Raw genomic sequence first — 12,368 nt, forward strand, 5'->3', positions numbered from 1 at the left:
ACAAGCTGACTAAGTTTACCTTTGCCGGTGATCGGGAATCCGTGCAAGTCCTACACCTTCACCTCCATAGCTATCGTCCACGCTGCACGCTGTTAGGTCGCGTCAGAACGGGCCTGCCCGCGCGATACGAGATAGTCACTTCTTCACCGGTTCGGGGTGATTTCCGCATTGCCGTCTTATCGTGCACCACATAGTCGTGATGGCCAACATGCTGAACGACATGGGACTCCGTTTGAGCAACGATTCTGCCCTGATATCGGGCACTCGGGCCGGCCACATACGAAAGCTTTGCCTTCGGATCAATGCCGCGCATCTGGTCTTCGACTGCCTTGATAGCGCTGCCTTGACCATGCCGCATGTCGTTCTGCCGCTGAACCGCCGATAGCTCGTCTCGCATGCTTTGCTGCAACGCCTGCAATTCGATGTTGGCGATCCTGATTCCCAACTCTGTTGCGGCTCTAACCGCGCGCTTCTTGAACTCAACATCGCCCCCTGTTAGGCGTACGCCATCAGGCCATTTGCTGGCAGCGTAGCGGAGAGAGAGCATCAGGGCGTCCTCTGCGACCTCACGCCGGCCGTATGTCACTCGGTCGCCTTCATCAACGAAGGCTTGCGTACCCCCATCAAATGAGTAATGAACCTTGCCATTGTTGGAGACGCGCCAAATGAGATTGCTGACTGCTCTGACATAAGGATCAACGGCCTGGATACCGACCGGTCGAATTGCGTTCTCCTCGGGGGCACCCTTGTGCTCTGGAATCTGGTCATCGACACCCGGCTCATCGTCGGCATTCCCCCCCTCACCGAGCGCACGTTTTCGGTCGCGCCCCTCCTGGTAGACCATGCCACGCAAGGCGCTAATTGCAGCCTCATCGCCCAACTTTGCTTGCTCCTCCACCCATGCGCGCCAGGTGGGAACCAGGGGCAGCAGGCTCTTCCTCATCTCTCGCTCACGTTCGATAGACTCCCGCAGCTGCACGCGGGCTTTGTCTGTTGTGAGTTTGAGAAGCATATAGGCCTGCTGCTTCTGCGGACCCGCAATGGATCTGTCAGTTTGAATCGCTGCCCGATTAGCCTTGTATTGCGTGTCGATTGCGGCGAGGCGCCGTTTATCGTTAGCGAAATGGGGGGTGAGGGCCTCTGTGGCTCGCGTGCGCAACGCGCGCATGCGGTCCCGTTCCGCGGCGAATCTCGCCTTCAGGTCGTCCCTGAGAGCCTTCCGCTCGAGCCGCCGCTCCAGTCGCTTCTGCGGATCTCGCTTATAGGTTCGCACCGGCGCCGGCTGGTGAGCTTCCTGCGAAGGTGGCCGGAAGGGCCCGAGGCGAGCCTCAAGCTCGGCACGCTTCATGAATCGGAATGCCTTCGATGCTGCAACGACTACCGGCTGGCCGCCGCGCGATGTCGCCTCGCCACTGAGGTCCGCGATCACCATTCCCCCGCCCCCCGTGTCGCGTAGTTCTAAGCCATGCTGCAGAAGGACGCGATGAATGTCCTGCCAGCTGGCGGTCTTAGGATCTTTCAGGACTTTGCGCAAAGGCGCGGCCGGAACCCGGGAGCACCATTCCTGCAGTGACTCTTCCCCTGACCAGGTGTTAATTGCGTCTGCCTTGCCTTGGAGCTTCGCTATATCTTCGTCAACGAAGCCCGCGTCCTCAACGATGAGCTTCCTTCCTTGGACCTCTACAACCTTGAACAAGCCCGGGTCGTGATGCCAGCCAAATCGAATCTCCACTTCCCGTGCAGCGTGGTGGAGCGTCTTGTGGTCAAAACCCAATGGCACCGCCTTGTAGGTTTCTGGGTGGACTCGGTTCACTTCCACATGGACATGAATATTGTCGGTGTTCGCGTGGATCGCGGCGATGTACTGGTGATCAGCCATCCCGAGTGCGCCGAGGGTATGGCGGACTGCCTCGAATATATCTTCCGTTTTCGGCTTCTCGTGCTCCGGCCACGACAGGATGTAGTGGTACACCGGATTCTTCGCACGGGAATTCTTCTTGGCGACCGCGTACATTTCCGCCGGCGCAGTAGCCAGGCTGGTGACGTTGCCAATCTCCACGGCAATAGTCTTCTCCACTTCATCGCCAAGATCATCGAGTACTGATTCTTGCGTGATGTACTGGGTCAATCGGTCCCAGCTAGTCGCAGTCGGTGGCGCGGCTTGGTTCTCAATTCCTTCGGTGATGTACTTGCTCAGATCTTTGAAAGATGAGCGACCATCCCTGCGGTTCTTCGGCACCTTAACGATCATCGCCGCGCCCCTTCGTTCCACACACGTTGAATCGCAAGAACCACCTCATCAAGCGCGCGCTGCAGGTGCTGCTCGTGAATGTTGTCGGCTACGTCATGCAGCGCCTTTAGTCCGACAACGATCTCGCGAAGCAGATTGATGGTGTCCACGTCTGCGCGACCACGCGTTTGCCGCTTTAGACCGGCAGCCACCAGGTACTCCGACAGCGGCAACGCGCATTCTTGCGCCTTCTTCTGGAGAGCAGCTTTTTCCGCCGGCGTGAGGCGGATCTCCTGGCGCATAGATTTTGGGTTGTCGACTTTTTTGAATGCCATCTCATTTTTCCAACGTCAGAAATACGGGTCTCGGGGCGGAGCCCTGAGCAGGCCGCAGAAGGCCGAATCCGCGACGGGCGCCGCAGGCGACCTAGCGGATTCGGCCGGTGGACGTACGACACTTGTGTCGTACGTACATCTGCCATCCTGTCCTGTTGTTCCGGGGTGGCTTTTCTATCTTTCCGTCTATGGCGCAAGCCATAGACCCGATAGATCCGCGCCCAGGAATCGTGTGACGAAGTGTAGTGCATCTGATACTATATGAAAATCACGATTTCATATATCACGCCTGTGCGCAACGGCAATGTCCGCGACTATTGCCAGGCTGGACGAATGGCGAAGAACAGTGAAGCGATGACGAAGCTCGAGAGACATGAGTTGGAGAGCGTAGAGAAGGCCCGCAAGCTATTGCTGGCCAAGTTCTTCGATAGCTCCGCCAATGACAAACTGCGAAAGAAGGAGGCAGTCAGGCAACTGCTCGGGACGATCATTGCCGTCCGCGAGGCGGGTATGTCGTTCGAAGAAATAGCGACAACCTTCAGCGAAGCGGGACTGGTGCTTAATGCGAACACCTTGCGCCTGTACTTCTATCAGCTGAAGGCGCAAGCGGAGATTGCTGCGCACGAGAAGGCGCATGCCGAACAGATCGCGCGGACCAGGGCGCAGCTGGAGAGTGAAGATCTCCAGCGCTTCAGCACGGACGCCTTAGCCGCAGCAACTGAGATGGCCCGCCAAACTCGGATCAATAGCCGACCCGCGCTCCCGCCGGCGCAAGCGCCGGCGCCTTCCGCGGCCTCGCCGCAGAAGGCGAAAAAGCAACAGCGCGCGCGGCCCCCCGAGGGGGCCGCGCCGCCGCCTCCAACGCATGCGTTGGAGGCGGCGATTTCTAGGGCAGAGGAGGGGTTCCCGGAGCCTCCGCCCGAGCCAGACGCCTCGGTTTCCTCTGGCGAGAAGGGCGCAGAGCTTCCCGCTAGCGGTCAAGGTCTCGGCCCGACAATTGAAGAAGCGGAGCGCGCTGGCGCCAATTTTCGAGGCGTGCGACCGGACTTGCGCGAGAACGTGGTGGTTCACCAGGGGCGCGTCTACTACGAATCCGGCGAGCCATTTGACGGCGTTCTGACTAAGGCGCAAGCGCACTTGCTACGGCAAATCGGCAAGCTCATCGCGCCGACGCAGATGACGTCATCCAAGGACTTTGTCGCAATGCCCGCGAAGCTGTAGCGGGCCGGTCTTTCCAACGTAAGAAAAAAGGAAAAAAGGACCATGCCTGCCTTTGATCACGATTTGGATTGTGCAATCCAAACTATGGAGCCCGAGACGCTCTACACGGGCCAGCTGCGAATCGCTGCAACGCCTGAAATGTATGGCCCGCTCGAGCGCGCCTATGACGTCTTCAATGAGCGCCTATTCGATGGGAAGCTGCCTGGCTGTCTAATCACACTGCAGCGCGAACGGCGAAACTCGTACGGCTACTATTCGCGGCGACGCTGGGTGAGCCGCACTGGAGAATTCGCGGACGAGATTGCGCTGAATCCGAATCATTTTGCCGTCACACCGCTCTTGGAGTCTTTGCAAACCTTGGCGCATGAACAGGCGCATCAGTTCCAGGCGCATTTTGGGAAGCCGGGGCGGCGGGGCTATCACAATCGTGAATTTGCCGTAATCATGGGCCGCATCGGTCTGCAGACGTCGGCCACTGGGAAGCCAGGTGGAAAGACGACCGGCGAGTGCATGTCGGACATCCGATCCCCGGCGGCAAGTTCTTGAACGTCGTGGACGACCTGTTGGCCGATGGCTTCACCATCGCCTGGATGGATCGTTTTCCCCCGGTCGCCATCGTTGCCCAAGCGACAGCGCAAGCAGAGGAAGCAACAGGCGTGGGCGATGGTGCGAGCGAAGCTTTGACCGCCGCCAGCCTGCCACTTTCAGCAGACCTGCTGACTAAGCTATCTGTGCGCCTGGATGCTAGTGGTGAGGCCGCTGCGCCAACCCGAACCAAGTACACGTGCCGTTGCTTGACCAACATCTGGGGCAAGAAGGGTATTCTTGCCACCTGCAACGTTTGCCACACCGAATTCATGCCGGCCGCCTGACAGACGCGGCAAGGAAACTGGAATGACAGGAAAGAAGAATCCTTACGACAAAACGAGCACTAAGCGCCAAAGCGCTCACCTGGATCGACTAGCGTCGAGCAAAGGACAGCGCACGGTCATTGACCTAGATGGCGAACGCATTGAGCAGCTCCGGGCGCTGATCGAAGCAGGGTATGGCAGCAGCAAAGCCGACGTCATTCGTCGTGCAATTCATGACGCGCATACCCGTTTGCTTGGATCACTGGCCTCCCCGAGCAGCAGCGACGACACCTGAGGGAAAAATTACTTCCGCATGGGAAAGCAAGCTTGCTATCGTTTATATAAACGATATATAATTATTCCATAGCGAGTTTACAGTACATATCGGTTTGAACGCATAGAGGAAAGGCAACCATGCAAGCTACCGTCATCCAGTCCATCCGCGTCGGCCAAGTCATCGACGCCATCGCATCCGCCGCTTACTGGCGCGACGAACCGAAATTTCGCAGCGCCATCGCCGCCCGCGTGGTGGACGGCATCCGCGTGGTGGAGGTGCCGGCCGCCGACGAAGGTTGCCTTTACGACTGGACGCAGACCAGCGAATCCCTGCGCGACGGCGATGTCTTTCTTTTCGAAAACGGCACCCGCGCCGGCATTCTGTTGGAGGCATGGCCGACCGCAGTAGACGGCGATCATGACGCGCTGCACTACCTTACGGACGGCTACACCTGGGAAACGCTGGACGGCGGGAAGTACGCCGCCGCCGCTGCCGTGGCTCGCAAGCTGACTTCCCATTGATCCGGAGGGGTAACGAAATGCAAATCGGCCAACTCATCAAGGTTACGACCACGCAAGAACGCAAGGGCGGCACGGGCAAGGTCACGTGGATTGTTCAGGCCGAAGTCACCAAGGTCAGCGCAACCGAAATTGAATGGAAGACGGTCGAAGTTGTCGCCTTCACGGCACACGGTGAAGATGCTCCGATCAGCGGCACCATCGCCCGCGCCGCGTTTCCATTTCTGAAAAAGACCGGCCGGGTAGAGATCCTCTAACCATTTCGCCATCTGCCTAACCAAAGCCTGCCGTCCGGGCGGGCACCTGACCAACGCAACACGCAAGGGGGATGAAAGTGTACGTCTACGTTATGAGCGAGCCCGGTCTGTTCACCGTTGGCTTCTATGACCCTTCCGGTAGGTGGCACGCAGACTCCGACCACAGCGACCGTGAGGCAGCCGCACAACGTGTCGCATGGCTCAATGGCCAGCGCGCCTAACCACCACCCGCCCGCAACGCGGGCAGTCTCCACGCACTAAGGAAGCACGATGACCGCGATTGAACGAGTGAAGACCGATGGCCGCCTGAACGCCCTGCGCGCCGCGCTGACGGACGGCGAGCTGGAAACGCTGCTCGAAGCAATGCGCCTAGCCCTGGAAGCGAAGCGCAAGGCCATGCGCGACGCGGTCGAGGCAGGCATGCCGCTGACCGAAGCCGACTTCGGCATCCCCCAGTTCGAGGCCATCAATGCGAAGCTCGCGAGCGCCTACGATCTCGATGCCGCCACCTGATGGATACGAGAATGCTTTCCACCCCTCCGGCGCTGGTGGATTTGCACCCGCCTCACCCGCAACACCGGCCAGGCGATGGCCGGCCTCTGCCCGCAGTGCGACGAGTGGACGCAGATCGAGAACAGCATCAACGATGGCTCGTACAAGGACGACCCCGAAGGCTTGGCCGTGGCCGTGGCCGCCATCGTCAAGCTGAAAGCCGAGGCCGTTGCCAAGGGCGGCACGTTCACCACCGCCACCCAGGTGACTACCATGGACGACCAGCAACGCCAATGGGCTGAGGCCGTTCTGAGCAATGACGAGGCATCCAGCGATGACGCGTTGGTCGAGCACTTCGTGGAGGGCGGCATTGCTCGTGCCGAAGCCCTGTCGGCCGTCGCGCGCCGCAACGAGTTCCTGAACCAGGATCTGAACAACCCGCCGCATCTGGCCTGAGCAAGCCGGTCCGATACCGCCGAAGCAATCTTCTCTTTCCTAGCGTTTATATAAACGCTATAACAAAGGCTTGAGTGTCAGGCAGGAGAAACGTAATGCGACTGAGCGCCGTCACCAAGAAGATGTTGAACACGGCTGCGATAGAGCCGGATCTCGATGAAGCGTTGTATCCGCTTCAAGCCGCCGCAAAGATTGACACGGGGGACGCCGCCGGCATCTTCTTCTCTGGCCCTCACGGAGACAACTGGCCAACGGCCACCGTAGAGGAACGATTGGCAATTCTCAGGGAATACATCGAGTTCGAACGCCTCCACGGCGGTTGAATCAGACAGCGAAGGGGCTCGGTTGCCCCTTGTACCCCCCAAAGAAAGGATAGAAAGCATGCTGCACGTTGCGCGAGGTAGCCTCCTGGCTTTCCTCATCGCCTCTTGGGCCGCCCCGGTCTACTCGTTCCCCGCGGATGTCGTCGCCATCTTGGACGGGGACACAATCATCGCATTATCGTCATCGCATCAGCAGACTCGATGCAGGCTGTACGGCATCGACGCGCCGGAGAAATCGCAACCGTATGGGGACCGCTCAAAGCAGAGCCTCTCCGATCTCATCTATCGAAAGCAGGTCGATGTAGAGGCCATGGGATCGGATAAGTACGGTCGAACAATCTGCCGCATCGCGGTAGGCGGGCACGACATCAACCGCGCTCAAATCGAACGCGGCATGGCGTGGGTCTATCGCCGGTACACAACAGACTCCACATATCTTGCCGCAGAGAGTTCGGCCAGGGCCGCAGCGCGCGGCTTGTGGCAAGACAAGCAGCCGGTTCCCCCTTGGGAGTATCGGCGGGACAGCCGGTAGTAGCGTAGGAATCCCCACTTCAGGAACTTTTCAATCGAAAGGAGCAGGTCTCATGCGATTTCTCTTCTTTGGTCTGGTTGCGATCTGCGTTGCAGCCATCATCTCCAACGGCCTCGGGCGCGATGGCGACGCGAAGCTTGAAATGCATCGCGCCGAGCAGCAGGCGAAGTTGGACCAAGAGCAACGGCAGATCCTTGCCAGCCTCGAGGCCATCAATAGCAAGACAGTGTCGACCTTCGTCGCGGACTGGCGTCAGCACCGCTCGGAGGTTACGGAGAAGTCTTTGGAAGAGCTGCGGATTATCCAAGAAAAGATCAGGAACGACCCGGCGTCCGCTGAGAAATTTACCCTGGCCGCACGTCAGGAAGCCGCGGACGAATTCAACGCTGCGATTTCGTCCCCCTTCGGAGCTAAAATGGATGCCAAGCCGGGGCTCTGAGCCTCCCAGTTACAGCACTGAACCCGGAGGATCACGAACCATGAAGATCTCACGGACTACGATCGAAACCTCGATCAATCGCTGCCGGAATGCGGAAGGTACTGACGGCTGCACCCTTCCCCCCGACGTGCGCGCGCTCGCTGATGTATGGGCCAAGATGAACTACTTCCACCTGGAAGAAATCGACGTAGCCGACCTTGACGAAAAGGCCAAAGCCGCACTTGCCCGTTGGCAACACGCTTGACCTTTCTTTTCCCCTTTAATACTTTATTTTTATCTATAAACGGAGTACCAGAATGGCTAAGGAATCCAAGAAACAGGGCGGCATGCCCGTCATCATCTGCCACGGCGACAAAGGTGGGGTAGGTAAGTCCGTCCAATGCAGCGTCATCTGCGACTGGCTGCGCGCTACAGGCATTGACTTCGCCTTGGTCGACGGCGACACCCGCAACCCTGATGTGGCGCGGATGTTCAAGTCCACCGCGCCGGTAGCCCAGCTGAACCTGCGGACCCACGACGGCTGGATGGACCTGACAGACTTCATGTCCGAGCACACCAGCCGTGTAATCGTCATCTCCATGCCAGCCGGGATTGGCGAAGAACTCAACAAGGAAGGCGCGACCTTCGTCAACACGATTCGTCTGCTGGAACGTCCAATGCATCTGTTCTGGGTCATCAATCGCCTCCCAGACAGCGTCAACCTGCTTTCCGAAGCTGAAAAGACCTTGGGCGGTGACCTGGCCGGCCGATACGTCGTCAAGAATCTGTACTTCGGCCCTGCGGAGAAATTCACGCGTTGGGACAGCAGTTCGGCGCGGACAGCGTTCGAAACCGCAGGTGGGATCACGCTGAAGCTACCGGAGCTTCACGAGCGCACCGTCGATAAGCTCTACGCCGACAACGACGCCATCATGCCGTTCTCGCTGGCCATCCAACCGGTTGGCCAGCACCGCGACAGCGTTCACAACTTCACCGCCAGCGAGAACATGGAATTGGTGCACTGGGTCAGTACGAACCACACGACCCTGAACTCCATTCGCCACAAGCTGGGCCTGTAACGTTTCTGACGTTGGAAAAAAAGGGGGAGAAATGGCCAGGTTCAAGTTCCGCCGAGGCGAACCCGTTGTCCATTACTCCCTAGTCGGACCGCACATCGGCTACTGGGGCCGAAAAGTAGGAAAACTTCGTGTGTTAGCCAATGATCCCAATAGCCTTGACGCCGGAGCCTGTATATCCGAGGCGGACCAGGGACACACCATATTTCCCGCCCCTAACCAGCATGGCGTGTATGACGAACGCCATGCCAGTCAGTTTATGTACCGGAGCACAAGTGGGCGGGATCATGCTGCAGCCTATGTGCTCCAGATTGGCCCCAACCAATGGGCGTACGCGACGGAGTACACGCTCGTCACGGGCGGCTTCTCCGGAGTTAGTTCGCCCCTGACCGCGACTGATGCTCGCCAATCGGAAGAGGAAGCAACAGTGGCAGCGCTGGCGGAGCTGGTGGGATTGCTTCGCAGGCATCTCCAATACGTGCTTCCGTCGGACGCAAGCCGCTATGAGAAGAGGCGCCGAATCGTCCGCGCCGCGATCATTGCTCTGATGCAACAGGTTTCGCCCGCCTTACGTGATACTATATTTATGTTAGTAACACGCTAAGGAGGGCGAAATCGTGGATCGGGTTGTGTGGCTCGTGGCAGGCAACAAGGGCGGCGTCGGCAAATCGGCGGTCGCCAAGGCGCTTGCCGGCTGGCTGAGGGCACGACCCGTCCCGGTCATCGTCATTGATGGCGACGGCCGCACTCCTGACGTTGCGCGCGCATTCGAGGACTCCCTGCACGTCAGCCAGATGCGCCTTGATGAGGACGGCGGGTGGCGCGAATACGCGGACTTTATCGGGGCGCACCGCCTTGTCGGCCACCTGGTCACAAACCTCCCCGACGGCATCTCCGAGAGGGCGATTGGCTTCCTAGACCGCTTTCGCATTGTTGCCGAGGCGCATGGCTTCACGGTCAAGGTGCTCTTTGTCATGAACACGCTGCCGGATGGCCTGCACCTTCTGTCTGAACTGGGCTTTGTCATGCAGAGCCTGTACCCCATCAAGAATCTTCACTTCGGTGCCGCGGGCAGCTTCTCTCACTTTGATGCTGCCTACGGTGATGCATACGCCGACCAAACCATTCTTTTCCCCGCCCTCAATCCTCGGATCATGAGCGTGGCCAGGGAATCAGGAATGTCCTTCGGTTCGTTCTCCACACAGAGAACTGAATCGCCTTCGAATTTTGCTATGGCGAAGATCGCGGTCGCGCACTGGTATGCCGATGCCTGCGAATCCTTTGCAGACGTACTCTAACGGAGAGTGAATTGAGCCAACTTGAGAACGCTCTCGCAGTCGTGATTGGCCGCGAGCCAACGACTGAGGAGATTGCGAAGTTCTACAAAGTCAAAGAGATCTGCGGGTTCTCCGACCACGATTCCGTTTGGTCCATGCTGGTTGCGTTCGGGCACTACGAGATCCTGTACCGCGACATCCCGAATCTCATCACGGAGCAGGCCAGCAAGACAATTGCCGATCATAAGCTCGCCCTGGAAGCAACGGCAGGTGCAGTAGAGCGGGCCGTGAAAGCAAACATCGTTGAGTCGGTCCGCGAGACCACGGCCAAGGTCCTGAAGGAAGCTGAGAAGACGGGCAGCGCCCTGGCGGCAATTCAAGCTCGCAAGGGATTCCTTTTCGGTGCGCTTGCGAGCCTCGTTATCGCATTTCTACTGCTGTTCGCCGCCGGGTACATCGGCTATGCCTTTGGCGCGCAGACGTCCTCTGTAGCCGCTTCGTGGGCACAGTCTTCCGACGGCAGTGCAGCGCGCCGGTTCTCGCAAATGAACCAGGTGAAGGCCATGCTCGACTGTTCTGCGCCGTACCAAATCCATAAAGACGGGGCGGCCACCTACTGCATCCCCTTTGACCCGCAGACCAAGAAGTCCTACGGGTGGCGTATTAACTAGTCAACAGGAGCCTTGCATATGAATTTGATCCCCGATGACGCGATCGCGACTATTGTCGCCGTCGACGTTGGAGCGTCCGACCATCAGGTGCCCAGCACGATGGCCGTGTACTCGTACGAGCCGGACGCAAACGATCCCGAGCTTTGGCACCTCACAGAAATTGAGCGCGAAGGCGACGGCTCCCTGCGCGTAGACGCTGAAGGCCGCAAGATCTCGATCTACGGCACGTCGCCCGACAACATGCACAACGCGAACAATATCGCGTCCATGCTGGGGTGGAAAACGTGCCAGCTATTCGGCAAGGATGTCGACCTTGAGCGCGAGTGCTTGCGCCAGCTCGTGAATGTCCAGGTGCTAAACGCGCCGCCGGCCGAATCGCCCCGCGCGCCGGAAAGTGCGCCTTCTGCCGCGGCGCGCGCGCCGGTCGAGTCGATCCCTCAACAGCGCCCCACCCCGCGCAGGCAGGAGAGTAACTTCATCGACGTTCCCGATACCATCGCCAACAGTCCTCTTCCGTCCGATCCGCATGAGCTGATGCCTCCGGGCGGTGACGACGATGGGGCCGTGGGCCTTGCCAGCGTGACCCAAGCAATCGAGGAACGGGCCGCTGCTGAGATCAAGGTGGCCGCGCTCGAGGAGCGACTCCAGTCTCAGCTGGCCCTGACGAAGCAGGTTCAAACTCGTTGCGATCAGCTCGAGGCAGAAAACCAGAGGCTTCTAGCCCAAGGCCAACAAGCCCCCTCTTCTGACGTTGTATCGCCCCTGTTCAGCGCCCTCCTCCACTTCGCAGAAAGCCATCTTGGGCAATGCCTGGCGGACGGCAGTATCGCAGCAGAACCTCTCGTAGCGGCCCTGAAAGCGCACGGGTTCGGACTGAAAATCAGCATCGTTCCTACCGCCGCCGCTTAGGGAAAATTCCAACGTCAGAAAGAACGACATGGGCGACCACATCGAAGCCGCGGCTAAATGTGTCGCCCTCTATCGCCGCGCGAGCATGGCAATCGACGCAGCGGAAGCAGCAAACACCCCCTCCTCTGCCGCCATCGCGATGCAGTTGCGGCACCTCTGTCAGCTATTGGAGCGGCTCTTCGAACTATGCGATACCAACGACGTTCCGGATTCCTCCCCATTTTGGCGCGAGTTTCGATCCGCCCAACGCGAATTCACAAGGCTGGCATCCTTGGCGCTCGACCGCTCCATTCCGTTCGATCGGTAGTCGTCGATGACGATCGCGTACGCCTCGGGCTGGCCTGCATTGCTGCAGGCGTTATTGGGTGGATCGGCTGGAATGGCAGCGTAGCGGCCATGTGCACCCTGCCCCTCTTTGTGCAAGCCTGGGCATTTTCTAGCTCTAAGCGCGCGGCCTTTTGCACTGCGCTCGTCTACTACCTAGTGGCGGCTCGCGGCCTGTTGCCCGGCGCAGCCACATTCTTT

At 59.1% G+C, this 12,368-nt stretch carries 19 protein-coding genes; 17 read left to right on the forward strand and 2 right to left on the reverse strand.

The window, feature by feature from the left end; genetic code table 11:
* Window positions 1-70 precede the first annotated feature (70 nt).
* The gene (traI, locus tag AC07UK_RS25435) at window positions 71-2,251 is read right to left on the reverse strand and encodes a TraI/MobA(P) family conjugative relaxase (RefSeq protein ID WP_494686590.1); all 2,181 of its coding nucleotides are present in this window, start codon (window positions 2,249-2,251) and stop codon (window positions 71-73) included.
* Entirely contained in the window at window positions 2,248-2,565 is a 318-nt protein-coding gene (locus AC07UK_RS25440; RefSeq protein WP_494686589.1) for a plasmid mobilization protein, read from the reverse strand. Before AC07UK_RS25440 ends, traI begins: the two co-directional genes overlap by 4 nt.
* A 261-nt stretch (window positions 2,566-2,826) precedes the next feature.
* On the opposite strand from AC07UK_RS25440, the gene AC07UK_RS25445 reads away from it, so the two are divergent.
* The 17 genes from AC07UK_RS25445 to AC07UK_RS25525 all read left to right on the forward strand — a co-directional run bounded on the left by AC07UK_RS25445 (window position 2,827) and on the right by AC07UK_RS25525 (window position 12,150).
* Entirely contained in the window at window positions 2,827-3,786 is a 960-nt protein-coding gene (locus AC07UK_RS25445) for a hypothetical protein (RefSeq protein ID WP_494693895.1), read from the forward strand.
* 42 nt (window positions 3,787-3,828) lie between these two features.
* Window positions 3,829-4,332 (forward strand): SprT-like domain-containing protein, encoded by a 504-nt coding sequence (locus AC07UK_RS25450; protein WP_494686706.1) that lies wholly within the window; start codon window positions 3,829-3,831, stop codon window positions 4,330-4,332.
* Window positions 4,329-4,658, forward strand: coding sequence for a hypothetical protein (locus AC07UK_RS25455; protein WP_494686705.1), 330 nt, complete (start codon window positions 4,329-4,331; stop codon window positions 4,656-4,658). The genes AC07UK_RS25450 and AC07UK_RS25455 overlap by 4 nt, the downstream gene beginning before the upstream one ends.
* A gap of 22 nt (window positions 4,659-4,680) precedes the next feature.
* Window positions 4,681-4,932 carry a hypothetical protein gene (locus AC07UK_RS25460; RefSeq protein ID WP_494686704.1) on the forward strand — a complete coding sequence of 84 codons (252 nt, stop codon included), beginning with the start codon at window positions 4,681-4,683 and terminating at the stop codon, window positions 4,930-4,932.
* A gap of 119 nt (window positions 4,933-5,051) precedes the next feature.
* Complete coding sequence (locus AC07UK_RS25465) at window positions 5,052-5,435, forward strand: hypothetical protein (RefSeq protein ID WP_494686703.1); 384 nt, start codon at window positions 5,052-5,054, stop codon at window positions 5,433-5,435.
* Window positions 5,436-5,452: 17 nt separating this feature from the next.
* Window positions 5,453-5,689 carry a hypothetical protein gene (locus AC07UK_RS25470; RefSeq protein WP_494686702.1) on the forward strand — a complete coding sequence of 79 codons (237 nt, stop codon included), beginning with the start codon at window positions 5,453-5,455 and terminating at the stop codon, window positions 5,687-5,689.
* 270 nt (window positions 5,690-5,959) lie between these two features.
* A complete protein-coding gene (locus tag AC07UK_RS25475) occupies window positions 5,960-6,202 on the forward strand; it encodes a hypothetical protein (protein WP_494686701.1) in 243 nt (80 codons plus the stop codon).
* A 75-nt stretch (window positions 6,203-6,277) separates the two neighbouring features.
* A complete protein-coding gene (locus AC07UK_RS25480) occupies window positions 6,278-6,637 on the forward strand; it encodes a hypothetical protein (protein ID WP_494686700.1) in 360 nt (119 codons plus the stop codon).
* Window positions 6,638-6,732: 95 nt separating this feature from the next.
* The gene (locus AC07UK_RS25485) at window positions 6,733-6,960 is read left to right on the forward strand and encodes a hypothetical protein (RefSeq protein ID WP_494686699.1); all 228 of its coding nucleotides are present in this window, start codon (window positions 6,733-6,735) and stop codon (window positions 6,958-6,960) included.
* 58 nt (window positions 6,961-7,018) lie between these two features.
* Window positions 7,019-7,492 (forward strand): thermonuclease family protein, encoded by a 474-nt coding sequence (locus tag AC07UK_RS25490; RefSeq protein ID WP_494686698.1) that lies wholly within the window; start codon window positions 7,019-7,021, stop codon window positions 7,490-7,492.
* 52 nt (window positions 7,493-7,544) lie between these two features.
* Window positions 7,545-7,931, forward strand: coding sequence for a hypothetical protein (locus AC07UK_RS25495; RefSeq protein ID WP_494686697.1), 387 nt, complete (start codon window positions 7,545-7,547; stop codon window positions 7,929-7,931).
* A 40-nt stretch (window positions 7,932-7,971) separates the two neighbouring features.
* Entirely contained in the window at window positions 7,972-8,175 is a 204-nt protein-coding gene (locus tag AC07UK_RS25500) for a DUF3717 domain-containing protein (protein ID WP_494686696.1), read from the forward strand.
* 52 nt (window positions 8,176-8,227) lie between these two features.
* Entirely contained in the window at window positions 8,228-8,989 is a 762-nt protein-coding gene (locus AC07UK_RS25505) for a hypothetical protein (protein WP_494686695.1), read from the forward strand.
* Window positions 8,990-9,603: 614 nt separating this feature from the next.
* Window positions 9,604-10,284: a nucleotide-binding protein gene (locus tag AC07UK_RS25510; protein ID WP_494686694.1), complete on the forward strand. Its 681-nt coding sequence runs from the start codon at window positions 9,604-9,606 to the stop codon at window positions 10,282-10,284.
* A gap of 11 nt (window positions 10,285-10,295) precedes the next feature.
* Window positions 10,296-10,934: a DUF6753 family protein gene (locus AC07UK_RS25515; RefSeq protein WP_494686693.1), complete on the forward strand. Its 639-nt coding sequence runs from the start codon at window positions 10,296-10,298 to the stop codon at window positions 10,932-10,934.
* Window positions 10,935-10,952: 18 nt separating this feature from the next.
* On the forward strand, window positions 10,953-11,843 hold the full coding sequence (locus AC07UK_RS25520) for a hypothetical protein (RefSeq protein ID WP_494686692.1): 891 nt from the start codon (window positions 10,953-10,955) through the stop codon (window positions 11,841-11,843).
* Between the two features lie 28 nt (window positions 11,844-11,871).
* Entirely contained in the window at window positions 11,872-12,150 is a 279-nt protein-coding gene (locus AC07UK_RS25525; RefSeq protein WP_494686691.1) for a hypothetical protein, read from the forward strand.
* The last annotated feature ends 218 nt before the right edge of the window (window positions 12,151-12,368 follow it).

It is taken from the genome of Cupriavidus sp. GW821-FHT07C08, assembly GCF_059419025.1.

What these genes read in the sequence shown, in the direction of transcription:
- AC07UK_RS25480 (WP_494686700.1), top strand. Translation starts at nt 6,278, where the DNA reads ATGGCCGGCCTCTGCCCGCAGTGCGACGAGTGGACGCAGATCGAGAAC.
- AC07UK_RS25475 (WP_494686701.1), top strand. Translation starts at nt 5,960, where the DNA reads ATGACCGCGATTGAACGAGTGAAGACCGATGGCCGCCTGAACGCCCTG.
- AC07UK_RS25440 (WP_494686589.1), bottom strand. Translation starts at nt 2,565, where the DNA reads ATGGCATTCAAAAAAGTCGACAACCCAAAATCTATGCGCCAGGAGATC.
- AC07UK_RS25445 (WP_494693895.1), top strand. Translation starts at nt 2,827, where the DNA reads ATGAAAATCACGATTTCATATATCACGCCTGTGCGCAACGGCAATGTC.
- AC07UK_RS25450 (WP_494686706.1), top strand. Translation starts at nt 3,829, where the DNA reads ATGCCTGCCTTTGATCACGATTTGGATTGTGCAATCCAAACTATGGAG.
- AC07UK_RS25485 (WP_494686699.1), top strand. Translation starts at nt 6,733, where the DNA reads ATGCGACTGAGCGCCGTCACCAAGAAGATGTTGAACACGGCTGCGATA.
- AC07UK_RS25525 (WP_494686691.1), top strand. Translation starts at nt 11,872, where the DNA reads ATGGGCGACCACATCGAAGCCGCGGCTAAATGTGTCGCCCTCTATCGC.
- AC07UK_RS25465 (WP_494686703.1), top strand. Translation starts at nt 5,052, where the DNA reads ATGCAAGCTACCGTCATCCAGTCCATCCGCGTCGGCCAAGTCATCGAC.
- AC07UK_RS25500 (WP_494686696.1), top strand. Translation starts at nt 7,972, where the DNA reads ATGAAGATCTCACGGACTACGATCGAAACCTCGATCAATCGCTGCCGG.
- AC07UK_RS25490 (WP_494686698.1), top strand. Translation starts at nt 7,019, where the DNA reads ATGCTGCACGTTGCGCGAGGTAGCCTCCTGGCTTTCCTCATCGCCTCT.
- AC07UK_RS25470 (WP_494686702.1), top strand. Translation starts at nt 5,453, where the DNA reads ATGCAAATCGGCCAACTCATCAAGGTTACGACCACGCAAGAACGCAAG.
- traI (WP_494686590.1), bottom strand. Translation starts at nt 2,251, where the DNA reads ATGATCGTTAAGGTGCCGAAGAACCGCAGGGATGGTCGCTCATCTTTC.
- AC07UK_RS25520 (WP_494686692.1), top strand. Translation starts at nt 10,953, where the DNA reads ATGAATTTGATCCCCGATGACGCGATCGCGACTATTGTCGCCGTCGAC.
- AC07UK_RS25505 (WP_494686695.1), top strand. Translation starts at nt 8,228, where the DNA reads ATGGCTAAGGAATCCAAGAAACAGGGCGGCATGCCCGTCATCATCTGC.
- AC07UK_RS25460 (WP_494686704.1), top strand. Translation starts at nt 4,681, where the DNA reads ATGACAGGAAAGAAGAATCCTTACGACAAAACGAGCACTAAGCGCCAA.
- AC07UK_RS25495 (WP_494686697.1), top strand. Translation starts at nt 7,545, where the DNA reads ATGCGATTTCTCTTCTTTGGTCTGGTTGCGATCTGCGTTGCAGCCATC.